At 66.8% G+C, this 22,275-nt stretch carries 19 protein-coding genes; 12 read left to right on the top strand and 7 right to left on the bottom strand.

What is annotated here, in order from left to right; genetic code table 11:
* Window positions 1-106: 106 nt before the first annotated feature.
* The 7 genes from BMW87_RS13595 (at window position 107) to BMW87_RS13565 (ending at window position 8,206) form a co-directional block, all read left to right on the top strand.
* The gene (locus tag BMW87_RS13595; protein ID WP_093076831.1) at window positions 107-997 is read left to right on the top strand and encodes a helix-turn-helix domain-containing protein; all 891 of its coding nucleotides are present in this window, start codon (window positions 107-109) and stop codon (window positions 995-997) included.
* A 110-nt stretch (window positions 998-1,107) separates the two neighbouring features.
* Window positions 1,108-2,028, top strand: coding sequence for an ABC transporter substrate-binding protein (locus BMW87_RS13590; protein ID WP_093053723.1), 921 nt, complete (start codon window positions 1,108-1,110; stop codon window positions 2,026-2,028).
* Window positions 2,029-2,053: 25 nt separating this feature from the next.
* Window positions 2,054-3,565, top strand: coding sequence for a sugar ABC transporter ATP-binding protein (locus tag BMW87_RS13585; RefSeq protein ID WP_093076830.1), 1,512 nt, complete (start codon window positions 2,054-2,056; stop codon window positions 3,563-3,565).
* Window positions 3,566-3,661: 96 nt separating this feature from the next.
* Window positions 3,662-4,642, top strand: coding sequence for an ABC transporter permease (locus tag BMW87_RS13580; protein ID WP_093076828.1), 981 nt, complete (start codon window positions 3,662-3,664; stop codon window positions 4,640-4,642).
* 36 nt (window positions 4,643-4,678) lie between these two features.
* Window positions 4,679-5,809: an alcohol dehydrogenase catalytic domain-containing protein gene (locus BMW87_RS13575; RefSeq protein ID WP_093076827.1), complete on the top strand. Its 1,131-nt coding sequence runs from the start codon at window positions 4,679-4,681 to the stop codon at window positions 5,807-5,809.
* Window positions 5,810-5,824: 15 nt separating this feature from the next.
* Window positions 5,825-7,351: an FGGY-family carbohydrate kinase gene (locus BMW87_RS13570; RefSeq protein WP_093076825.1), complete on the top strand. Its 1,527-nt coding sequence runs from the start codon at window positions 5,825-5,827 to the stop codon at window positions 7,349-7,351.
* A 117-nt stretch (window positions 7,352-7,468) separates the two neighbouring features.
* Window positions 7,469-8,206 (top strand): SDR family oxidoreductase, encoded by a 738-nt coding sequence (locus BMW87_RS13565; protein WP_093076824.1) that lies wholly within the window; start codon window positions 7,469-7,471, stop codon window positions 8,204-8,206.
* Between the two features lie 12 nt (window positions 8,207-8,218).
* Here the strand turns inward: BMW87_RS13565 and BMW87_RS13560 are convergent, their stop codons facing one another.
* From BMW87_RS13560 to BMW87_RS13550, 3 genes are read right to left on the bottom strand one after another with little or no spacing between them, the layout of a single operon-like run.
* On the bottom strand, window positions 8,219-8,536 hold the full coding sequence (locus BMW87_RS13560; RefSeq protein WP_093053707.1) for a polyhydroxyalkanoic acid system family protein: 318 nt from the start codon (window positions 8,534-8,536) through the stop codon (window positions 8,219-8,221).
* The gene (locus BMW87_RS13555) at window positions 8,529-9,653 is read right to left on the bottom strand and encodes an aminopeptidase (protein WP_093076822.1); all 1,125 of its coding nucleotides are present in this window, start codon (window positions 9,651-9,653) and stop codon (window positions 8,529-8,531) included. Before BMW87_RS13555 ends, BMW87_RS13560 begins: the two co-directional genes overlap by 8 nt.
* Complete coding sequence (locus tag BMW87_RS13550; protein WP_093076820.1) at window positions 9,650-11,713, bottom strand: molybdopterin-containing oxidoreductase family protein; 2,064 nt, start codon at window positions 11,711-11,713, stop codon at window positions 9,650-9,652. Before BMW87_RS13550 ends, BMW87_RS13555 begins: the two co-directional genes overlap by 4 nt.
* A gap of 51 nt (window positions 11,714-11,764) precedes the next feature.
* Here BMW87_RS13550 and BMW87_RS13545 point away from each other — a divergent pair, with 51 nt between their 5' ends.
* A complete protein-coding gene (locus tag BMW87_RS13545; RefSeq protein WP_093076819.1) occupies window positions 11,765-12,892 on the top strand; it encodes an ABC transporter substrate-binding protein in 1,128 nt (375 codons plus the stop codon).
* Window positions 12,893-12,913: 21 nt separating this feature from the next.
* Here the strand turns inward: BMW87_RS13545 and BMW87_RS13540 are convergent, their stop codons facing one another.
* The 4 genes from BMW87_RS13540 to BMW87_RS13525 all read right to left on the bottom strand — a co-directional run bounded on the left by BMW87_RS13540 (window position 12,914) and on the right by BMW87_RS13525 (window position 17,002).
* A complete protein-coding gene (locus BMW87_RS13540) occupies window positions 12,914-14,008 on the bottom strand; it encodes a M14 family metallopeptidase (RefSeq protein ID WP_093076817.1) in 1,095 nt (364 codons plus the stop codon).
* Window positions 14,005-15,207, bottom strand: coding sequence for a M20 aminoacylase family protein (locus BMW87_RS13535; protein ID WP_093076816.1), 1,203 nt, complete (start codon window positions 15,205-15,207; stop codon window positions 14,005-14,007). Before BMW87_RS13535 ends, BMW87_RS13540 begins: the two co-directional genes overlap by 4 nt.
* Window positions 15,208-15,294: 87 nt before the next feature.
* Entirely contained in the window at window positions 15,295-15,792 is a 498-nt protein-coding gene (locus BMW87_RS13530; RefSeq protein ID WP_093053690.1) for a nucleoside deaminase, read from the bottom strand.
* A 19-nt stretch (window positions 15,793-15,811) separates the two neighbouring features.
* Complete coding sequence (locus BMW87_RS13525; protein ID WP_093076814.1) at window positions 15,812-17,002, bottom strand: glycerophosphodiester phosphodiesterase; 1,191 nt, start codon at window positions 17,000-17,002, stop codon at window positions 15,812-15,814.
* Between the two features lie 105 nt (window positions 17,003-17,107).
* Between BMW87_RS13525 and argE the strand changes: the two genes are divergently transcribed.
* The 4 genes from argE (at window position 17,108) to BMW87_RS13505 (ending at window position 22,216) form a co-directional block, all read left to right on the top strand.
* Entirely contained in the window at window positions 17,108-18,274 is a 1,167-nt protein-coding gene (gene argE / locus BMW87_RS13520; protein WP_093053687.1) for an acetylornithine deacetylase, read from the top strand.
* On the top strand, window positions 18,267-19,532 hold the full coding sequence (locus BMW87_RS13515; RefSeq protein ID WP_256216753.1) for a DUF445 domain-containing protein: 1,266 nt from the start codon (window positions 18,267-18,269) through the stop codon (window positions 19,530-19,532). The genes argE and BMW87_RS13515 overlap by 8 nt, the downstream gene beginning before the upstream one ends.
* Window positions 19,533-19,649: 117 nt before the next feature.
* On the top strand, window positions 19,650-21,302 hold the full coding sequence (locus BMW87_RS13510) for a PQQ-binding-like beta-propeller repeat protein (RefSeq protein ID WP_093076813.1): 1,653 nt from the start codon (window positions 19,650-19,652) through the stop codon (window positions 21,300-21,302).
* A 140-nt stretch (window positions 21,303-21,442) separates the two neighbouring features.
* Window positions 21,443-22,216 carry an MHYT domain-containing protein gene (locus tag BMW87_RS13505; RefSeq protein WP_093076811.1) on the top strand — a complete coding sequence of 258 codons (774 nt, stop codon included), beginning with the start codon at window positions 21,443-21,445 and terminating at the stop codon, window positions 22,214-22,216.
* Window positions 22,217-22,275 lie beyond the last annotated feature (59 nt).

The following is a 22,275-nucleotide window of genomic DNA, read 5'->3' as shown; positions in this document are numbered from 1 at the left end:
ATGGCGCGGCATCGGCCATCCGGGCCTCCCCGGAAGTCAAAAAAGTATCGATTCCGGGCGCCATCTCTGGTTGTTGGCATCGGGAGCGGTTCGTACAGTCCGCCCCATGCAACCCGACCTGGAAATCGTTGAAGTCCGCGGTGACGAATCGTTCACCTGCTGGGCGCACGGCTACCCGTACCGCACGGTGCGCTGGCACTTCCATCCCGAGTACGAGATCCAGCTGATCGTCGAGACCCAGGGCGTGTATTTCGTGGGCGACCACGTCGGCCATTTCGAGCCGGGCAACCTCGTGCTGATGGGCCCCGACCTGCCGCACAACTGGATCAGCGACGTGCCCGCAGGCCAGAGCGTCGAGCGGCGCGGCATCGTGATCCAGTTCCCGGCCGGGCTGATGCAGAACATGGCCGGCACCTTTCCCGAGTTCGAGCGCATCGCGCCGCTGCTGGCCGAATCGGGCTCGGGCCTGCTGTTCTCGGTGGAAACCGCCGCCGCGGCCAAGCCGATCATGGAATCGCTGCTGCAGGCGCGCGGCCTGCGCCGCGTGATCCTGCTGCTGTCGCTGCTCGAACTGCTGGCCGACGGCAACGACCGCCAGCGCCTGGCCAGCCCCGCGTTCAAGCCCGACCCCAAGGCTTTCATGTCGCACGCAATCAACAACGTGCTGGCGCACATCGCGGCCAACCTCGGCGACGACCTGCGCGAGCCGATGCTGGCCGAGCTGGTAGGCCAGAGCCCGAGCGCGTTTTCGCGATCCTTCCGCAAGCACACGGGCCAATCGTTCGTGCGCTACGTGAACCGGCTGCGCATCAGCCGCGCCTGCGAGCTTCTCACCAACAGCGAGAAGCCGGTGCTCGACGTCTGCATGGACGTGGGCTTCAACAACGTGTCGAACTTCAACCGGCAGTTCCTGCTGCACAAGCGCATGCCGCCGACCAAGTTCCGCAATTTCCATCGCATGCAGGCCGCGGCCTCGCGTGCCGCCAACCCGCCGTAGCCGGGTTTCCGTGTTCCCCGTGTCGTCACCGACGCGGCCCTTCGGGCACCGCGTGGGGCGAGCCTTTGTCCGCGTTTTTCGACAGTCACAAACCCAAGGAGACAGCCACCATGAAGAACATCCTCAAAGCCACCGCCCTTACTGCCGCACTGGTCTGCGGCGCATCCGCCGCGCAGGCGCAGGCCCCGAAGCAGCCGCTGCGCATCGGCATGACCTTCCAGGAGCTCAACAACCCTTACTTCGTGACGATGAAGCAGGCGCTCGAAGAGGCAGCTGCCAGCATCGGCGCGACCGTGGTCACCACGGACGCGCGGCATGACGTGGCCAAGCAGATCGGCGACGTGGAAGACATGATCCAGAAGAAGGTCGACATCCTGCTGCTGAACCCGACCGACTCCACCGGCGTGCAGTCGGCCGTGCGCTCGGCCAAGAAGGCGGGCCTCGTGGTGGTGGCGGTGGACGCCAACGCGCAGGGCCCGGTCGATTCCTTCGTCGGCTCGAAGAACACCGACGCCGGACGCCTTGCCTGCGAATACCTGGCAAAGAGCATCGGCGAGAAAGGCGACGTGGCCATCCTCGACGGCATTCCCGTGGTGCCGATTCTGGAGCGCGTGAAGGGCTGCCGCGAAGCACTCGCCAAGTACCCCGGCATCAAGGTGGTGAGCACGCAGAACGGCAAGCAGGAACGCGCCACCGCGCTCACCGTGACCGAGAACATCCTGCAGGCCAACAAGGACCTGAAGGGCGTTTTCAGCGTGAACGACGGCGGCTCGATGGGCGCGCTCGCGGCCATCGAAGCCAGTGGCAAGGACGTGAAGCTCACCAGCGTGGACGGCGCACCCGAGGCCATCAAGGCCATGCAGAAGCCCGGCTCGAAGTTCATCGCCACCACCGCGCAGTACCCGCGCGACCAGATCCGCCTGGCCATCGGCATCGCGCTGGCCAAGAAGTGGGGTGCCAACGTGCCCGCCGCGGTGCCGGTCGACGTGAAGCTGATCGACGCCGAAGGCGCGAAGACCTTCACCTGGTAACCGACGCCAGAAGCAGCGCACGGCCATGAACGACACCGCCGAAATGCTGAGGCTCGAAGGCGTCTCGAAGAGCTTTCCGGGCGTGAAGGCGCTCGCGGGCATCGACCTCTCGATCCGCAAGGGCGAGGTGCATGCGCTGCTCGGCGAGAACGGCGCGGGCAAGTCGACGCTGATGAAGATCCTCGGCGGCATCTACCAGGCCGACGAGGGGCGCATCTTCATCGAAGGCAGCGAGCGAAAGTTCGCGGGCTACAACGATGCCATCGCAGCGGGCATCGGCATCATCTTCCAGGAGTTCAGCCTCATCCCGTACCTGAACGCGGTGGAGAACATCTTTCTCGGCCGCTACCTGAAGAACCGTTTCGGGCTGATGGAAAAGGCGGCGATGAAGCGCTCTGCGCAGGCGCTGTTCGACGAGCTGGGTGTGCAGATCGACCTCGGCGTGCCGATCTGCCGGCTCTCGGTGGCGCAGCAGCAGTTCGTGGAAATCGGCAAGGCGCTGTCGCTGAAGGCGCGCCTGCTGGTGCTCGATGAGCCGACCGCCACGCTCACGCCGAACGAGGCCGGCCACCTGTTCAAGATCATGCGGGAGCTGCGCGCCAAGGGCGTGGCGATGATCTTCATCTCGCATCACCTCGACGAAATTTTCGAGGTATGCGACCGCATCAGCGTGCTGCGCGATGGTGCCAATGCGGGGCATGCCGAGGTGGGCGCGACCGATGTGGATGCGCTGGTCGAAATGATGGTGGGCCGCCGCATCGAACACAACTTTCCGCCGAAGCCGGTGCCCGCGCCGCGCGGGCGCAAGGTGCTCGAAGTGCCGCACATCCAGCTAGCGAAGGGCGGCCCCATCAACGCCTTCGATCTGCATGAAGGCGAGATCCTCGGCTTTGCGGGGCTGGTCGGTTCGGGCCGCACCGAGTTGGCGCTGGGCATGATGGGCGCCGACCGCGTGCACCGCAAGACAGTGCTGCGCAACGGCAAGCCCGTGCGCCTGGACGACCCGACGCAGGCGCTGGAAAACGGCATCGGCCTGCTGCCCGAAAGCCGCAAGGTCGAAGGGCTGATCACCGACTTCACGATCCGCTTCAACATCTCGCTGAACAACCTCGGCAGGCACCGCAGCGCGGGGCTGGTGAGCCAGGCGTCGGAGAAGCAGGCGGCCGGTGAACTCTCGCGCCGCGTCGGTGTGAAGGCACCGAACATCGAGACGCGCGTGGCCACGCTGTCAGGCGGCAACCAGCAGAAGGTGGTGATCGCGCGCTGGCTCGGCCACGCCTGCGAAGTGCTGATCTTCGACGAGCCCACGCGCGGCATCGACGTAGGTGCCAAGGCCGAGATCTACAGCCTGATGCGCGAGCTCACGCGGCAAGGCAAATCGATCGTGATGATTTCGAGCGAGCTGCCTGAAATCGTCGGCATGTGCGATCGCGTTGCTGTGTTCTCGGGCGGGGCCATCGTGGCAACGCTCGAAGGCGACGCAATCAACTCGGGCGACATCATGCGTCACGCTACTTCATCCGGGGGCGCTCAATGACTGCGACAGAGATTTGTTCGGGGCGCGATCACGCCGAGAGCGCCCACTGTGCACAGGGCATCCCGTCTTCGCGCAATACCCAGTGGAGCACATGAAATGAACGCAACCGCAACCCACCCCACACCACCGGCACCTGCAGGCGGCTTCTTCACCCAGCTGCGCCGCTCCACAGCCTTCCTCCCACTGGTAGGCCTGGTCGCGATCTCGGTCTTCATGATCGTCGCGACCGACAACTTTCTCTCCTGGGGCAACCTGCAGAACATCGCGCTGCAGTCGTCGATCAACGCGATCATCGCGGTGGGCATGACGGCCGCGATCCTCACCGGCGGCATCGATCTTTCGGTGGGTGCGGTGGTGGCGCTGTCGGGCACGCTGGCCTCGGGAATGATGGTGCAGTTCGGGCTGCCGCCGATGCTGGCGGTGCCGCTCGGCCTGACCGTGGGTGTGGTGATCGGCCTGTTCAACGGCTACTGCGTAGCCTACCTGCGCATGCCGCCGATCATCGTGACGCTGGCCACCATGGGCATTGCGCGCGGCATTGCGCTGATCTACACGGGCGGCTATCCCATCGACGGGCTGCCCGATTCTTTCGCCTTTCTCGGCGGCGGCGTGCTGGCCGGCATCAAGGTACCGATCCTCATCATGCTGGCGACCTACCTCGTGGCCTACGTGCTGCTGAACATGGCGCCGTTCGGCCGCTACGTGTATGCCATCGGCGGCAATGAGGAAGCCACTCGACTCTCGGGCGTGCGCGTGTCGCGCTACAAGCTGCTCGTGTATGCGCTGAGCGGGCTGACCGCCGCCATCGCCGGCATCGTGCAGGCAGCGCGCGTGACCAGCGGACAGCCCGGCGTGGGCGTGGGCTTCGAGCTCGACGCCATCGCAGCCGTGGTGATGGGCGGCACATCGATTGCCGGCGGGCGCGGCGCCATCGTCGGCACGCTGGTCGGTGCGCTGCTGCTGGGCGTGCTGAACAACGGCCTCAACATGATCGGCGTGTCGCCGTACCTGCAATTGATCATCAAGGGCGGGATCGTCCTGCTCGCCATCTTCATCAGCCGCGAAGCCAAGCGCTGACTTCGCAACAGACACATTCCCTACTCCCCCAACCTCATGTCTTATCAAAAGCTCCAGCCCGGTACGTCCGGCGCCATCGCACAACTCGCTTCAATGCAGGCCGTCGTCTGCCATGGCCCGAAGGACTATCGCCTCGAAACAGTCGACATGCCGGCCATCGGCCCGAACGAGTTGCTGATCTCCATCGCCGCCTGCGGCATCTGCGCCTCCGACTGCAAATGCCACTCGGGCGCGAAGATGTTCTGGGGCGGCGACGGCCAGCCCTCATGGGTCAAGGCGCCGGTCATCCCCGGCCATGAATTCTTCGGCTACGTCGAAGCCCTCGGCGAAGGCGCGGGCGAGCACTTCGGCGTGGAGAAAGGCGACCGCGTGATCGCCGAGCAGATCGTGCCCTGCGGCAAGTGCCGCTTCTGCACTTCAGGCAAGTACTGGATGTGCGAAGTGCACAACATCTTCGGCTTCCAGCGCATCGTGGCCGATGGCGGCATGGCCGACTACATGCGCCTGCCGCCGACCTCGCGCGTGCACAAGATCCCCGACGGCATTTCGCTGGAAGACGCGGCCATCATCGAGCCGCTGTCCTGCGCGATCCACACGGTGAACCGCGGCGACATACAGCTCGACGACGTGGTGGTCATCGCCGGCGCAGGCCCGCTGGGGCTGATGATGGTGCAGGTCGCGGCGCTGAAGACGCCGAAGAAACTCATCGTGATCGACCTCGTGCCGGAACGACTGGCGCTCGCCAAGCAATACGGCGCAGACGTCGTCATCAACCCCAAGACCGAGAACGCAGATGCCATCGTCAAGGGCTTGACCGAAGGCTACGGCTGCGACGTGTACATCGAGACCACCGGCGCCCCCATCGGCGTGACGCAGGGGCTGGACATGATCCGCAAGCTCGGCCGCTTCGTCGAGTTCAGCGTGTTCGGCTCGGAAACGAGCGCCGACTGGTCGATCATCGGCGACCGCAAGGAGCTCGACGTGCGCGGTGCGCACCTGGGGCCCTACTGCTACCCCATTGCCATCGACCTGCTGGCGCGCGGCCTGGTCACCTCGCAGGGCATCGTCACGCACGGCTTTCCGTTGACCGAATGGGAGCGCGCCTTCGCGCTGGCAAACTCGCTGGATTCCATCAAGGTGCTGCTCACGCCGCAGCCCCGATCCTGAGAGAGACAACACACCATGAAATACGTGATCGGCGTCGACATCGGCACGCAGAGCACCAAGTGCCTGCTGGTCGGCATCGACGGCAAGGTGCATGCGCAGGCGAGCGTGGCCTACCAGCCCGAGACGCCGAAGCCGCTGTGGGCGCAGCAGGACTGCGCCGTGTGGTTCGACGCGGTGTGCGAGAGCGTGCGCACCTGTGTGGCCGGCAGCGGCGTCGCGCCGTCGGACATCGCAGCGATGTGCGTGAGCAGCCTGTACGGCGGCGCGGGCATTCCGGTCGACGAGCAGATGCACCCGCTGCACCCTTGCCTGATCTGGATGGACCGCCGCGCCACCGCCGAGGTCGCATGGGTGAACGCGAACGTGGAAGTGCCACGCCTCGAAGCCATCACCGGCAACGGCGTCGACAGCTACTACGGCTTCACCAAGATCCTGTGGGTGCGCGAGCACCTGCCCGATGTGTGGGCGAAGACGCACCATTTCCTGCCACCCAACAGCTATATCAATTGGCGGCTCACGGGCGAGCTGGCCGTCGATCACAGTTCCGCCGGCAACATCGGCGGCGTGTACGACGCGGCGCGCCGGCAGTGGTCCGAAGAGGCGATGCAGATGCTCGGCATTCCGTCGCGCATGATGCCGCCGCGCTTGGTCGAGTCGAGCGAGGTGGTCGGCGGCCTGAGCGCCGAATGGGCCGCGAAGCTCGGCCTTGTCGAAGGCATGCCGCTGATGGCGGGCGGCGTCGATGCAGCGGTGGCCACCTTCTGCGCGGGTGTCACCGGCAGCGGCGACCACGTGGCGATGATCGGCACCAGCATGTGCTGGGGCTTTGTGAGCCCCACGGTCGATGCACGGCACAAACTCATAACGATGCCGCACGTGTACAGCGGTGCGAACCGCAGCTATGTATTCGGCGGCGCGATCACGGCGGGTGCAGCCATCACGTGGTTCCGCGAAGCCTTCTGCCAGGCCGAAGTGGCCGAGGCGGCGCGCACCGGCGAAGATGCGCACGCACTGATCGAGCGCAAGGCCATCGACGTGCCACCCGGTGCGGAAGGCCTCGTTTTCCTCCCCTACCTCATGGGCGAGCGCAGCCCGATCTGGGACGCGCAGGCCAAGGGCGCCTTCATTGGCCTCTCGCTCGCGCACAGCCGGGCGCACCTGTACCGCGCGGTGCTCGAAGGCGTGAGCTTCGCACTGCAGCACAACATCGAGGCGGGACGCCAGAGCGGGCAGCCGCTGGACGACCGGCTGATCGTGGTCGGTGGCGCGGCGCACTCGGACCTGTGGATGCAGATCGTGGCGGACATCACGGGCTACCCGGTGTTCACCATCGAACAAGAGGTCGAGGCCGCGCTCGGTGCGGCAATGCTCGCGGCATTGGGCGCGGGGCTGGTCGATGCGGCGACGGCCGAGCGCGGCTGGGTCACGCTGGTGGAGCGGGCGCGGCCCGAACCCGCGGCACAGGCTGTGTATCGCGAGCGCTTCGAAATCTACAAATCGCTTTATCCAGCGTTGCGTGATGCGATGCATCGGCTGAAATGACTGCTCGATGCGATCTGGAGCGAAATAAAGAAGGAAGCCGCAGGCCGAGGGACATTCGCGGAGGGGAGCACCCGGTGTCATTCGCACCCACCCCGAACGAACACTGAAGCAACTGACATGACAACCTCCTTCAACTTCTCCGGCCAACGCGCACTGGTGACTGGCGCGAGTAGCGGCATCGGCCGCGCAGTGGCGATGCGACTCGCGCAGTCCGGCGCAAAGGTCACAGCCGTGGGACGCAACGCCGCGGCACTGGAGACGCTGCACGCCGAAGCCGGCTGCACGCCACTCGTGCTCGACGTGGCCGACGCACCCGCCCTGGAGCGCGCGCTCACCGCGTTGCAAGCATTCGACCTCGTAGTGAACTGCGCCGGTATCGCACTGCTCGAATCCGCTGTCGAAATGAAGGCCGAAAGCTTCGACACCGTGATGGCAGTCAACGCACGTGCCGCAGCACTCGTGGCCTCACGCTGCGGCAGGGCCATGATCGCGGCCGGCATATGCGGCAGCATCGTCAACGTGTCGAGCCAGGCCTCGCTGGTCGCACTCGACGCGCACCTCTGCTACTGCGCCTCGAAGGCCGCGATGGACGCCATCACGCGCTCGCTGTGCCTGGAGTTCGGGCCGCACGGCATCCGCGTGAACAGCGTGAACCCGACCGTCACGCTCACGCCCATGGCCGAACAGGCCTGGGCCGACGCGGACAAGAGCGCTGCCGCCCTCAGGAACATTCCGCTGGGCCGCTTTGCGCAAGTGGAGGAAGTGGTGGCGCCGATCCTCTTTCTGCTGAGCGATGGCGCGTCGATGGTGAGCGGCGTGGCGCTGCCGGTGGACGGCGGCTACACCATCGTCTGAAGCCGAAGTCTCTCAGGCGAGACGGGTGCCGCCACCCCGGGGGGATTCGAGCAACGCGTCGAGGTTGCGCGTGATCTTCTGCTCGATCATTTCGCTGAAGCTGCTGAACAGGAAACCCAGCGTCGCGTCGAGCGTGAAAGTGCTGGCCGTGACCTCGACGGTGCCGTCGATGCCAGCGCGCGTGAAGGTTGCCACGTCGCGGTCTTCGCCCTTGGTGTAGACGCATTCGAGGCCGAACTCCTGCTCGGCCTGCTTGATCCACTGGCGTGCGGCGACGCGCGCCCCGGCGATGCCCAGCGTGTGGTTGCGTTCGATATGGATGTCAGGCACCGTGATCTCCGTTTTTTTGTTCCGGGCTGGAATGGGTTTGCATGATGCCGGTCGCCGCCTGCAAGGCACTGCGGCGTTCTTCCGTGGTCGGCAGCGCGGCGATGCGCCGGACCTCAGTGTAAAAGCGCGGCCAGTCGTGGCCTTCGCGTTCGAAGAGTTTCTCGAAGCTGGGCACGAGATCGTCGTAGGCGCCCTGCGCGCCGAAGGCCGCGTTGTTGGCGCGCGCCACCCAGGCGTCGTAGGCGTTGCGGCGGGGGCCGGACCAGCCCTCCTTCAGCTTCGCGTAGCGCTCGCGGAAATCGGTCATGGCCGCCTGCTTCATGACCTCGACCTTGGCCCAGTCCTTGGCCTTGGCTTCGGGCGATTCGTAGACCTGCGTCAGCGCGCGGCGGGTGTTGAGCGCCAACGCCCGGAAGTCCTGGCGCTGCCCATCGAACTGCGCGTACTCGCGGCGGGCCTGCTCGCCGGCTTCGCGCTGCAGCCACATCGCCCCGCCAATGCGCTCGACGGCCGTGGCGTACGACTCGTTGAACACCGTGTCGCCGGCCACGTAGAGCACCTGGTGCGCCAGTTCGTGGAACACGATGCGCGCTAGCTCGCCCTCGGGGTAGCCGATGAAGGTGGACAGCAGCGGGTCACCGCCGGCCCAGTTCATCCAGCCCAGCGTGGAGTACGCGGGCACGGGGTACACGGCCACCTCCAGATCCTGCTTCTTCTGCGCCTCGGCTTCGGCCTTGGCCGCGTCCTCGCTGTAGTAGCCGCGGTAGCCCACGCAACCCGCCACCGGGAAGCACCAGCTCTTGAGCGTGAGCGAGTACGGCGGCGCGGCCACCACGTTCCACACGGCGGCGGGGCGGTGCAGGTCGGCATACGACTTGTAGCTGGCGTTGTCGGGCAGGCCGAGTTCGGCGGAGGCGAAGCGGCGGATGCGCTGCGTGAGTTCGAGCTTGGCCTTCAGCGGCGCGGACACGGCCGGGTCGGCCAGCCACTCGGGCACCGGCTTGGCGGCCCGCATGATGCCGATGTGGCCGCTGGCGGACTGCCAGTAGTAGCCGAGGTCGGCACAGCCGGTGAGCAACAGCGCGCCGGCCAGCGCAAGCGCGGGGAGAGGCCTCACGCCTTCTCGACCTCGACGAGGCAGTCGTAGAACGTGGGGCCGCGGCCGATGTCGGTCAGGCGCTGGCTGGTCAGCTCGTTGACGTTGGTGCCGTCCATGCCGAGCTTGCGCCACCAGATGCCCATGCCGTGCACCACGCCCTGCCGCGCGCGGCGCGAGACCTCGGCGCGGCAGCGGTGCTCGCCGCGCTTGTTGAACACGCGCACCATCGCGCCGTCCTCGATGCCGCGTGCGGCGGCGTCGGCCTCGTGGATCTCGAGCAGCGGCTCGACCTCGATGGCGCGCAGGCTCGTCACGTTGACGAAGGTGGAGTTGAGGAAATTGCGCGCCGGCGGCGAGATCATGGCCAGCGGAAATTCGGTCGAACTGCCGGCCGGCTCCCAGTTGGGCACGTGGTCGGGCAGACCGCTCATGCCCATGGCTTCGAGGCGCGCGCTGAAGAATTCGCAGCGGCCCGAAGGCGTGGGAAAGCTGCCTTCGGCAAACGGCGCATCGGGCAGCTTCACGCTGGTGAAGCCCTGCGCCAGCAGCTCGGGGAAGTCGATGGCGTTGTCGGCAAAGGCGGTGCGGCACAGCGTCTCGTCGGAATCCGAGAAGCAGGACTCGCCAAAGCCCATGCGGCGCGCCAGCTCGCGGAACACCCAGGCGTTGCTGCGGGCCTCGCCGCGCGGCGCCACGGCCGGGCGGTTCAGCAGCACGTCGGTGTGGCCGTAGCTGCAGTGAATGTCCCAGTGCTCCAGCTGCGTGGTGGCGGGCAGCAGGTAGTCGGCGTAGTCGGCGGTGTCGGTGCGGAACTGCTCCAGCACCACGGTGAACAGGTCTTCGCGCGCGAAGCCCGCCGCCACCTTGGCCGATTCGGGCGCCACCGCCACGGGGTTGCTGTTGTAGACCACGATGGCCTTCACCGGGTTTGCGGTGTCCAGCAGCGCGTCGCCGATGGTGCTCATGTTGATGGTGCGCGGCTTGCGCCCGGCCAGCAGGTCGGGGCGCTGAAGCGCGGCGCGGTCGACCGGGTAGTGGCCCGAGCTGCTCAGCAGCAGGCCGCCCGCGCGGTTGCGCCAGGCGCCCACCAGAGCCGGCAGGCAGGCGATGGCGCGGGCGGCGTTGCCGCCGCCGCGCACGCGCTGCATGCCGTAGTTCAGGCGGATCGCAGCCGGCTTGGTGGTGCCGTAGGCCCTGGCCAGCGACACGATCTGCTCTTCGGGAATGCCGCAGACTTCGGCCGCGCGCGACGGCGGCCATTGCAACGCGCGCTCGCGCAGTTGCTCCCAGCCCAGCGTGTGGTTGGCGATGTAGTCGTGGTCGAGCCAGTCGTGCACGATCAGCTCGTGCATCAGGGCCAGCGCCAGCGCGGCGTCGGTGCCGGGCAGCAGCGCGATGTGCTCGTCGCACTTGTCGGCGGTTTCGGTCTTGCGCGGGTCGATGCACACCAGCCGTGCGCCGGCGCGCTTGGCGGCCTGGGCGTGGCGCCAGAAATGCAGGTTGCTTGCGATGGAATTGCTGCCCCAGATCAGGATCAGCCTGGCTTCGGCGAAGAATTCGATGCGCATGCCGACCTTGGCGCCCAGCGTGTAGACCATGGCTTCGCCGCCGGCCATCGAGCAGATCGTGCGGTCCAGCAGGGTGGCGCCCAGCTTGTGAAAGAAGCGCCGGTCCATCGACTCGCCCTGAACCAGCCCCATGGTGCCCGCATAGCTATAGGGGACAATAGCTTCGGGTTTTCCCTGTAATACTCGAAGATGCGCGGCGATGTCGTCCAATGCGGCTTCCCAAGACACCGGCTCGAACTGGCCGCTGCCCTTGGGGCCGACACGTTTCAGGGGCTGCACCAGCCGTTCGGCATGGTCGTTGCGTTCGATGTAGCGTGACACCTTGGTGCACAGCACGCCACCGGTGTGCGAATGGGCGGCATTGCCCTGCAGCTTGACGGCCACGCCGTCCTTGACGGTGGTAACGAGCGCGCAGGTGTCCGGACAGTCGTGGGGACAGGCGCCCAGCACGGTGGTCGTTACGGGCTGGGGAGGCGCTTCTTCGAGCAAGGTATCCGGTGCGTGGGCCATCGGGCGAGTCTAATTTGTGCGCGAGTCAGAGCGCGGGAGTGGGTTTTCATCATGTTGAATCGACGTCATTTTTCTTTGGCCGCAGGCGCGGCCGCCACGCTGGGGAGTTTCGGCATCGCGCGGGCACAGGGCGACACGCCGCTGGTGCTGGGCCAGTCGGCAGCGTTCACCGGTCCGGCGGCGCAGCTGGGCATCCAGTTTCACCAGGGCGCCAAGGTGTTCCTGGACCAGTACAACGCCCAGTCGGGGCACCGCGACGTGGTCATCAAGAACCTCGACGACGGCTACGAGCCCGACCGCTGCGCGGCCAACACGCAGAAGCTGATCTCGGAAGACGTGTTCGCGCTCTTCGGCTACATCGGCACGCCGACCAGCCTGGCGGCGCTGCCGCTGGCGGTGAAGGACAAGGTGCCGTTCGTGGCCCCCTTCACCGGCGCGATGTCGCTGCGCGAGCCCTTCCAGAAGAATGTGTTCCACCTGCGCGCCTCGTACAACGACGAGACGGCGCTGATGGTGAAGCAGCTCACCCACCTGGGCCTGAAGAAGATCGCGGTCTTCTATCAGAACGACGCCTACGGCAAGGCCGGGCTCGACGGCGTGACGCTGGCGCTCGGCGAGCAGCAGCTCAAGCCGGTGGCGCTGGCCACGGTGGAGCGCAATTCGTCCGACGTGGCTCAGGCGGTGAAGACCATCGTGGCGGCGCGGCCCGACGCAGTGGTGCAGGTGGGTGCGTACAAGGCCTGCGCGGCCTTCATCCGCGAGGCGCGCAAGGCGGGCTACGGCGGCACTTTCTTCAACATGTCTTTCGTCGGCACGCAGGCGCTGGCGGACGAACTGGGCAAGGACGCGGCCGGCGTGATGGTGACGCAGGTGGTGCCCTCGCCCTACAACCAGGCCAATGCGCTGGCGCGCGAGTTCACCGAGGCGGTACGCAAGGCCGGCGGCGGCGCGAGTGCCAATTTTTCGAGCATGGAGGGCTACCTGGCCGCCAAGGTGCTGACCGAGGGCCTGCGCAAGGCGCCGGGCAAGCCCACGCGCGAGAGCCTGATCGCGGGGCTGGAAAGCATCGACCGCCAGCAGTTTGGCGGGTTCGAGGTGTCGTTCTCTGCGAAGAACCACGTGGCGTCGAAGTTCGTCGAGCTTTCGATGCTGACTGGGGATGGGCGGGTCAGGACTTAGGGCTTGTGCTGACCGATCAGGTCAGCCGCCGAGACCATCCACAGCCTGGAACATCGCCTGCCGCGCCTGGCTGACGATCTGCCCGCGCCAGGCATCGGTGTCCGTATAGAACGCTTCCAGCATCCGTGCCCGGATACCGTCGGCCAGGTCGGCCGGCGCCTCAGGGTGCTTGTGCAGCCAGTGGTCGGCACGCAGCGCGCCGGTCACTTCGAGGATCGGCAGCGTGCCGTATTCGAGCGCGATGCCGGTGTACTCTGCCTGCGGGCACTCCTCGTACACAGAGTCCCACATCAGCCCGCGCAGCAGCGCCGAGGTCGAGGAGCCGTCGTAGATCGAGGTGACGGGCGCGGCGGGCGTGCCCCACCACGCATTGGCGCGCGCATAGGCGACCTTGTCGTCACGGCAGGCAAAGATGCGTTCGCCCAGACCGTTCGGGCCCAGCCCCGTGTGCAGGTCGATCCAGGCAATGCGCTTCGCGTTGCCCGCGTGCCGCTTGAGCACGCCGCGGATGGTCTTGTTGCTCCAGGTCGGCGCCTTGCCGCCGAAGAACAGGCCATCGTCGAACTGGTATTGCCCGCTGGTCACGGCCGCCTGGTAGGCAGTGGCGCCGTGCTTTGCGATCCACTTGTCCACCGCCGCCTGGTTCTCGGGCGTGGGCGGCCAGGTGGCGGGCAGCAGCAGGTCGTGCAGCTTGGCATACGGCTCGTTGACCGGCACCGGCTTCGAGAAGTCGATGAAGTTGCGGTTCAGGTCGACGTTCTCGTGCGTCACGCGCCGGCCGTAGGAAAAACCGTGCGGGTTGAGCGCATGCACGTACAGCACCGCCACGCCCTTTGCCTTGGCCTTCTCGCGCCATTCGGCATCGTGCAGCGCGAACACCTGCACGCCGCTGCCGCAGTGGCCCTCGGCGCCATGGCAGGCGCTGCTGACGATCAGCAGGTTCTGCGCATTCGCGTCGCCGTCGAGCGCGACGTCCATCGACAGGTCTTCGCCGTCGCGCCCCTTGAGCGGGTGCGCATGCGGCTCGACCGTGAGGCCGGCGCTCACGCAGCCTTGCAGGAACTTCTGGCGCGCCTGGGCGTAGCGCGGCGAAAAGGCCTCTGCGATGCCGATCATGTCGCTGCGCCGCCGGGCTTGAGGAACTGCTCGGCGATCTGCACCCAGCAGGTGGCGCCCAGCGGGATGAGGTCGTCGTTGAAGTCGTAGCTGGCGTTGTGCAGCGTGCACGGGCCTTCGCCGTGGTGCACGTCGCGGTGCGTGCCGTCGCCGTTGCCGATGAAGGCATAGGCGCCGGGCTTGGCCTGCAGCATGAAGGCGAAGTCTTCGGAAGTCATGGCGGCCTCCTGCTTCAGCACGTTCTCGGGGCCGACGATGCCGCCCATCACGCGGCGCGCGAAGTCGGCTTCGGCCTCGGTGTTGATGGTGGGCGGGTAGTAGCGCTCGAAGCGGAAGTCGCAGGTGGCGTCGTGCGCCGCACAGATGTGGTCGGCGATCTGCTTCATCTTCGCCTCGATCAGGTCGAGCACCTCCAGCGAGAAAGTGCGCACCGTGCCCGACAGCTCGCAGTTGTCGGGAATCACGTTGTTGGTTTCGCCGGCATGGATGGTGGTGACCGAGATCACGGCCGAATCGGTCGGCTTCATCTTGCGCGTGAGGATGGTCTGGAAGGCCTGCACGATCTCGCAGGCGATAGGCACCGGGTCGATGCCCGTATGCGGCAGCGCGGCGTGGCCGCCCTTGCCGATCACGTTCACATGAAACTTGTTGCCCGAGGCCATCACCGGGCCGGGGCTCACGGCGAACTGGCCCGCCTTCATGCCGGGCCAGTTGTGCATGCCGAACACGGCATCCATGGGGAACTGCTCGAACAGCCCTTCCTTGATCATTTCGCGGGCGCCGCCGCCGCCCTCTTCCGCGGGCTGGAAGATCAGGTAGACGGTGCCGTCGAAGTTGCGGTTCTTCGCCAGGTGCTGGGCGGCTGCGAGCAGCATGGCCGTGTGGCCGTCGTGGCCGCAGGCGTGCATCTTGCCGTGGTGCTTGCTGGCGTGGGCGAAGGTGTTGAGCTCGGTGACGGGCAGCGCGTCCATGTCGGCGCGAAGGCCGACTGCGCGGCTGCTGGAGCCATTCTTGACGATGCCCACCACACCGGTGGTGCCCAGGCCGCGGTGAATGGGAATGCCCCATTCGGTGAGCTTGCCTGCCACCACGTCGGCGGTGCGGACTTCCTGGAAACAGAGTTCGGGGTGGGCGTGGAGGTCACGTCGGACGGCGGCGATGCCAGCCGCCTGCGCGACGAGCGAGTCGATGAGTTTCATGGCGTGGACGTCTCAAAATGCCAGTCTATCCACTCTGGCGTTTCGAGGCACCACCAAAAATGCGCACCCCGCGTGCGCACCCGGGGTTCAGTGCCCGGCGGTCCAGAAGCCGACGTGCGGCGCGGAGGCTTCCTCTTCGAGCAGCGGCCCCACCACCTCGACGCGCCGCTGCCCGCGCGCAAAGACCTCGCGGCAGGGGAGCGAAAAGGTCGGGTTTTCGGGGTGGTCGCCGGTCAGGCCGAGCAGCGCATGCTCTGAAAGCGCGTAGACCACGCGGCCGATGTTCGTCCAGTAGATGGCGCCCGCGCACATGCAGCAGGGCTCGGCGCTGGTGTACAGCGTGCAGCGCGCGAGCTGCTCGGGCGTGAGCAGGCGCGCGGCCTGCGCGGCGGCGGCCAGCTCGGCGTGCTGCGTGGGGTCGCCCTCTGGCGGCATCGAGTTGTTGCCCGCAGTGACGACGACCTCGCCATGCTCGTTCGCCACCAACGCGGCAAAGGGATGGCGCCCACGCGCCTTCGACTCATCCGACAGGCGGATGGCCATGCGCAGCAGTTCGAGGTCGCGCGGCGACAGGTCAGTGGTCATGCCTGGACGATGCCTCCGCTCAGCGGCCGATGCTCTTCAGGTAGTCGGCGCGCGCAGCCAGCGCGGTGTCGGTGAAGTCGGTGAACACGCCGTCCACACCGAGCTTGTAGTACACGCCGTATTCGTTCTTGCCGTCCTTGTTGTAGTCGGACGCCAGGCGGCGCGACTCGTTGCGGAAGGTGAATGGGTGCACGAACAGGCCGGCCTTGTGCGCATCGGCAATCAGCGAGGTGGGCGCGGTGGAGGTGGCGTCGGCGTCGTTGATCTTGCCGTCCTTGTTGACGTCCACCGGCTTGCCGTCGGCGCCGATGGTGCCCTTGATGCTCACGATGTAGCGCTTCCACGGGCCGATGCCGTCGGCGTAGGTCTTGATCTCGGCCAGGCCCGCGGGCGTGACCATGGCGTCGAAGTTGCGCTTGTCGCCGGCCTTGGTCCAGTCGTAGGGGCGGTCGCTGGGCACGGCGAAGGTCACGGCGCCGGTCTTCAGGTCGACGCTGTCGCCGTCGATCAGCTGGATGAGCTTGGTGTTCAGGCCCTTGCTCTTCATGTACTTGAGGCTGCCCGGCTCGAAGGACTGCACGTAGATGGGCGCGGTCTTGCTGTTCCAGCCGGCCGCGTTGATGGCGGCGATGACCTTGTCTTCCAGGGGCAGGCCCAGGTCGCGGAAGTAGGTCGGGTTCTTGGTCTCGGGGTAGATGGCGATGGTGCGGCCGGTTTCCTTCGACTTGGCCTTGGCGAAATCGATGATTTCCTGGAAGGTCGGCACCTTGTACTTGCCGTTGAATTCCTGCGGACGCTCGGCGTCAGTGGAAATGGCGCCCAGGGTCTTGATCTCGGCCAGCGTGAAGTCGTTGCTGAACCAGCCGGTCTGGGTTTCCCCGTCGACCTTGATGGTCTTCTTGCGCGAGGCGAAGCGGGGGTGCTTGGCCACGTCGGTGCTGATGGCGAGGTTGGGGTCGTGGCGGGCGATGAGCACGCCGTCCTTGGTGGAGATCAGGTCCATCTCGATCACGTCGGCGCCGAGCTCGATGGCGCGCGCATAGGCTTCGAGCGTTTCTTCCGGCAGGTAGCCGGATGCACCGCGGTGGGCGATGACCAGCGGCGGGTTGCCGTCGAGCGTCAGCAGCTTGTTGCTGGAAGGTCCGGTGGTGCTGCAGGCGGCCACGCAGAGGGCGGCGGTGGCGGTCAAGGCGATCTGAAGGGTGCGCATGGTGCTGGTTTCTCCGTCCAAAAGAAGAGGGGCAGCGTACCCGCTTCGCGTGACGGCTACGACATCCACGCACGCGCCGCGCCGACTTCCGGGAGAATGTGTTGCATGCTCCACACGCTTTCCCCCCAAAGCCTGCTGCTGGCCCAGACCCTGGTGCGCATGAACACCGTCAGCGCCAACAGCAACCTCGAACTGATCGACTTCGCGCAGAGCCACCTCGCGGCCCTGGGCGTCAAAAGCCGCATCACCTACAACGCCGAACGCACCAAAGCGAACCTGTTCGCCACGCTGGGCGAAGGCAAGCCAGCCGGCGTGATCGTCTCGGGACACACCGATACGGTGCCCTGGGACGGACAGGACTGGAGCGTCGACCCGCTCTCCGCCGTGGTGCAGAACGAGCGCCTCTACGGGCGCGGCTCGGCCGACATGAAGAGCTTCATCGCCATCGCGCTGGCCAATGCCCATCGCTTCCTGGAGAGCGACTCGCCTTTCGCGGTGCACTTCGCCTTCAGCTACGAGGAAGAGATCGGCTGCTTCGGCGTGAAGGAACTGATCGCCGACATGCGCGACGCCAACATCAAGCCTATCGCCTGCATCGTGGGCGAGCCCACCAGCATGGTGCCCGCCATCGCGCACAAGGGCGTGTACCGCTACAAGTGCTGCGTGCGCGGCAAGGAAGCGCATTCCTCGCTCACGCCGAAGTCGGTCAACGCCATCGAAATGGCGGCCCGAGTGATCGGCAAGGTGCGCGACATGGCGGAAGACTTCGAGCGCAACGAGCCCCGCTACGAGGGCTTCGACGTGCCTTTCAGCACCGCGAGCGTGGGCCAGTTCCACGGCGGCATTGCCGACAACGTGGTGCCGCGCGACGCCGAGTTCCGCTATGAATTCCGCGACCTGCCGACCGCCGACGCCAAGCGCATGCAGGCCGACGTGGTGGCCTACGCGGGCAGCATCGAACCGGCGATGAAGAAGGTCGCGCCCGACGCGGGCTTCAGCTTCGAGACCATCTGCGAGATTCCGAGCTTCCTTGGCGCGGCCGACAACCCGATCACCAAACTGGCGCAGCGCCTGGCGGGCGAAGAACGCACCACGCTGGTGGCCTTCGGCACCGAAGCGGGCCTGTTCAAGAACGCCGGCATCCCCACCGTGGTGTGCGGACCCGGCAGCATCGAGCAGGCGCACCAGCCCGACGAATTCGTGAGCCTCGAGCAACTCGCGCGCTGCGAGCTGTTCATGGAACGTCTCGCGTCCACGCCCGCCATTGGCTGAACCGGCGGAAAACAGCGGCGATGCGCTGGGGCGCATGAAGCGCGTCGCGCTCGGCCTGCTGTGCGGCGCGGCTTTGCTCTACGCGGTGGCGAGCGCGCTGCATGCGCAGCACCCGGCCTGGGGCTACGTGGCAGCCTTCTCGGAGGCCGCGATGGTCGGCGCCATTGCCGACTGGTTCGCGGTGGTGGCGCTGTTTCGCCATCCGCTGGGCCTGCCGATTCCGCACACCGCGATCATCCCGAGCAACAAGGACCGCATCGGCGCCAAGCTCGCGGGCTTCATCTGCGACAACTTCCTGAGCACCGAACAGGTGCTCGGCAAGCTGCGGCAGTTCGATGCGGCCGGGCGCATCGCCGACTGGCTGGCACGCCCCGCCAGCGGCGAGAAGCTCGGCGAATGGGGCGTGGCCGCCACGCGCTACGGGCTTTCGGCCTTCGACGACGAACGGGTGCGTGACTTCATGGGGCGTGCCGCCGCGGCCGGCCTCGAAAAAATTGACCTCTCGCGCCTGACCGGCCAGGCGCTCGACGCGCTCACCGCCGGCGGGCGCCACCAGGCCCTGCTCGACGACGTGCTGCAGCAGGTGGCCGGCCTGCTCGAAGGCGACGAGGTGCAGGCGCACATCACCGAGGCCATTGCGCGCGAGATCAAGACACTGCGCTACGTGGGCCTCGACCAGGTGGCGGCCAAGCTGGCCACGCGCAAGATCGTCGCGGCCGTGGCGCGCACCATCGGCGAGCTCGCGGCCGAGCCCGACCATCCGATGCGCAAGCGCTTCGATCACTTCGTCGACGACTTCGTGGTGCGCCTGAAGCTCGACCCCGAGTTCCAGCAGCGCGGCGAGCAGATCCGCGCCGAGCTCATCGCGCACCCAGCCCTCGGCGACTACCTGCACGGGCTGTGGGGCGAGCTGCTGGCGTGGCTGCACGACGACCTGGGCCGCGACGACTCGGCCATCCGCCAGCGCATCGCCTCGATGGCCGGCGCGCTGGGCACGCGGCTGCAAGGCGACGAAGCCATCCGCCGCTGGATCAACGAGCAGATCGAGGCCGCCGCGCCGCTGGCCATCGAGCGCTACCGCGAAGACATCCGCCGCTACATCGAGGAACGCGTCGGCGAGTGGAACGCGCAAGAGATGACGCTCGAACTGGAACGCCACATCGGGCGCGACCTGCAGTTCATCCGCATCAACGGCACGCTGGTGGGTGGGCTGGTGGGGTTGCTGATCCACACGGTCACTCAGCTGCTGCGCGGCTGAACGAACGGGCTCGGGTAATCCACAGCGGACGAAAGTCCGCATAGTGTCTCCGGAGAGACTTTGCGGCCTCTTTCGCCTCCTAGACTGCTTCGCGCATCAACAAGAGGAGAAAACGCCATGCCCTGTCGAAGCAGCCTTCGCGCGGTCGCACTGACCGCCACCCTCGCCCTGATGGGCGCCTGCAGCACGGTCGCGCCGCCATCGCCTGCCACGCGGCCCGCATCGTGGGCCGCTCCTGAAGCGCTGGTCGCCCCGTCGTCCTTCTCAGGCGTGCACGGGCTGGCCATCGACGCGAAGGGCCGGCTGCTCGCGGGTTCGGTCGTCGGCAACACGCTGTGGGAGGTCGACCGCAACACCGGCGCGGCCAAGGTGCTCATCGACGCGCCCGAGGGCCAGGCCGACGACATCGCCGTGGGTCCGAAGGGCGAACTGGCCTGGACCAACTACCTCATGGGCATGCTGCGCTACCGCGAGAGCGACACCGCCCCGCTGCGCGTGCTGGCCAAGGACCTGCCGGGCCTCAACTCGCTCGACTTCGACCGCCGCAACGGCAAGCTCTACGCCTCGCAGGTGTTCCTGGGCGACGCGCTGTGGGAGATCGACCGAGAAGGCCAGAAGCCGCCGCGGCTCATCAAGAAGGACATGGGCGGCTTCAACGGCTTCGAGGCCGGCCCCGACGGCATGCTCTACGGGCCGCTGTGGTTCAAGGGACAGGTCGTGAAGATCGACCCGGCGAATGGCAACATGACCGTGATCGCCGATGGCTTCAAGATCCCGGCCGCCGCCAACCTCGACGGCAAGGGCAACCTCTGGGTGGTCGATGCGCGCAGCGGCGAGCTGGTGAAAGTAGACCTCGCCACCGGGCGCAAGACGGTCGCAAAGCAGCTGCGGGCCTCGCTCGACAACCTGGCCATCGCGCCGGACGGCACGATCTATGTGTCGAACATGGCCAACAACGAGGTGCAGGCCTTCAACCCCGCCACCGGCGAACTTCGCACGCTCACCAGCGGCAAGGTGGCGGTGCCGGCCGGCATGAAGATCGACGGCAACGACCTGTGGGTGGCCGACGTCTTCGGCTTCCGCCAGGTCGACGTGCGCACGGGCGAGGTGCGCGACGTGTTCCGCATGCAGCGCGAGCCCGATCTCGACTACCCGTTCGCAGTGGGGCTGTCGCCAAAACTCTTTGCGCTGAGCTCGTGGTTCACGGGCACGGTGCAGCTGGTCGACCGGCAGACGCTGAAGACCGTAGAAACCATCCACGGCCTGAAGGCACCGTTCGACGCCATCCCCATGCCCGACGGCAGCGTGATCTACGCCGAAATAGCTACCGGCAGCATCACCCGCGCCAGCGGGCCGAAGTTCACTGAAAAGTCAGTGCTTGCTAGCGGCCTGAACGGCCCTGTGCAGATGATCGTCGGCCAGGACGGCGCGCTCTACGTGACCGAGGCGGCCGGCAAGCTGCTGCGCATTCCGCTGGACGCCAGCGCGCCGCTGCGCACCGTGGCTGACGGGCTGGCGCTGCCCGAAGGCGTGGCGCAAACGCCGTGGGGCAGCTTCATCGTGGCCGAGAGCGCGGCGCGGCGGCTGGTGGAAATCGCCCCCGACGGCACGCGCCGCACGGTCGCCGAGAACCTGCCGATCGGCCTCGCGCCCGGCCCCGGGCTGCCTCCGCCCTACGTGGTCACGGGCGTCGCCGTGGGACGCGACGGCACGATCTACATGTCGGCCGATCGCAACAATTCGATATATCGAATTCGCCCCGTAAGGTAGAGTAACAATAAGTGTAAATTGGAGTTTACTTTTAAAAACAAATATTACAGACTGCGCGGGACGTCTTGTAGCGTCCCGATTGCATCCGGTAGTCGGGAGGTCTGCGAGGCGCTCTTTTCCTGAACTTGAAAGGACATCGCATGACTCCGCTCGTCGTAGGCCAACTCCTGTCGCCCGAGTACTCCCTGGGCATGGTGGCGCTCTCCTTCCTGATCTCATTCGCGGGCTCGCTGGTGGCCCTCATCTGCGCCGGCCGCATGGTCGGCGCCGACGGCAAGCCCAACCTCGCCGTCGTGGCCTGCGCCGCGGTGGCGCTGGGCGGCATCGGCATCTGGTCGATGCACTTCATCGGTATGCTGGCGTACCGCCTGCCGGTGGCCATCTCGTACAACATGCCGCTCACGGTGGTGTCGCTGGTGGCGGCCATCCTGATCTCCGGCATTGCGCTGTACATGGCCGGTGGACGGCGCAAGTTCAGCAAATCGGGCTGGCTCGCCGGCAGCCTGCTGGCCGGCATCGGCGTCTGCGTGATGCACTACATGGGCATGTTCGCGATGAGCATGCGCGCTTCGATGAACTTCGACCTGGCCGTGGTCGGGCTGTCGGTGCTCATCGCCGTCACCGCCGCCGCGGCGGCCCTGTGGCTGGCGTTCAATCTGCGCAAGTTCTCGCACAAGGTCGCGGCCGCTGCCGTGATGGGCGTGGCAGTCTGCACCATGCACTACGTGGGCATGAGCGCGGCCAGCATGGTCTGCATCGCAGCCGCGCCCGCCGACGCGCTGGCCATCGGCGGCAGCTACATGGGTCTCACCGTGTTCGGCACGGCCGGCGCGGTGCTGATCTTCATCTACTGGGTGGTCACGGGCAGCAGCCTCGATGCCCCCGTTGCCGCGCCACGCGCGCGCGCCGGCTGATGACCGGCTGACGACCAGCTAGTAGGCGCAAGCGGGCGCGGCGCCCGCCCCCTAGAGTC

The sequence above is a fragment of the Variovorax sp. OV084 genome, from assembly GCF_900111625.1.
In the GTDB taxonomy this organism is placed as follows: domain Bacteria; phylum Pseudomonadota; class Gammaproteobacteria; order Burkholderiales; family Burkholderiaceae_C; genus Variovorax.
This window is presented reverse-complemented; position numbering and strand designations above follow the sequence as displayed.

Coding starts and splice junctions, on each gene's coding strand:
- BMW87_RS13595 (WP_093076831.1), top strand. CDS start 107: ATGCAACCCGACCTGGAAATCGTTGAAGTCCGCGGTGACGAATCGTTC.
- BMW87_RS13545 (WP_093076819.1), top strand. CDS start 11,765: ATGTTGAATCGACGTCATTTTTCTTTGGCCGCAGGCGCGGCCGCCACG.
- BMW87_RS13550 (WP_093076820.1), bottom strand. CDS start 11,713: ATGGCCCACGCACCGGATACCTTGCTCGAAGAAGCGCCTCCCCAGCCC.
- BMW87_RS13535 (WP_093076816.1), bottom strand. CDS start 15,207: ATGAAACTCATCGACTCGCTCGTCGCGCAGGCGGCTGGCATCGCCGCC.
- BMW87_RS13580 (WP_093076828.1), top strand. CDS start 3,662: ATGAACGCAACCGCAACCCACCCCACACCACCGGCACCTGCAGGCGGC.
- BMW87_RS13575 (WP_093076827.1), top strand. CDS start 4,679: ATGTCTTATCAAAAGCTCCAGCCCGGTACGTCCGGCGCCATCGCACAA.
- argE (WP_093053687.1), top strand. CDS start 17,108: ATGCTCCACACGCTTTCCCCCCAAAGCCTGCTGCTGGCCCAGACCCTG.
- BMW87_RS13565 (WP_093076824.1), top strand. CDS start 7,469: ATGACAACCTCCTTCAACTTCTCCGGCCAACGCGCACTGGTGACTGGC.
- BMW87_RS13570 (WP_093076825.1), top strand. CDS start 5,825: ATGAAATACGTGATCGGCGTCGACATCGGCACGCAGAGCACCAAGTGC.
- BMW87_RS13585 (WP_093076830.1), top strand. CDS start 2,054: ATGAACGACACCGCCGAAATGCTGAGGCTCGAAGGCGTCTCGAAGAGC.
- BMW87_RS13505 (WP_093076811.1), top strand. CDS start 21,443: ATGACTCCGCTCGTCGTAGGCCAACTCCTGTCGCCCGAGTACTCCCTG.
- BMW87_RS13590 (WP_093053723.1), top strand. CDS start 1,108: ATGAAGAACATCCTCAAAGCCACCGCCCTTACTGCCGCACTGGTCTGC.
- BMW87_RS13530 (WP_093053690.1), bottom strand. CDS start 15,792: ATGACCACTGACCTGTCGCCGCGCGACCTCGAACTGCTGCGCATGGCC.
- BMW87_RS13510 (WP_093076813.1), top strand. CDS start 19,650: ATGCCCTGTCGAAGCAGCCTTCGCGCGGTCGCACTGACCGCCACCCTC.
- BMW87_RS13540 (WP_093076817.1), bottom strand. CDS start 14,008: ATGATCGGCATCGCAGAGGCCTTTTCGCCGCGCTACGCCCAGGCGCGC.
- BMW87_RS13525 (WP_093076814.1), bottom strand. CDS start 17,002: ATGCGCACCCTTCAGATCGCCTTGACCGCCACCGCCGCCCTCTGCGTG.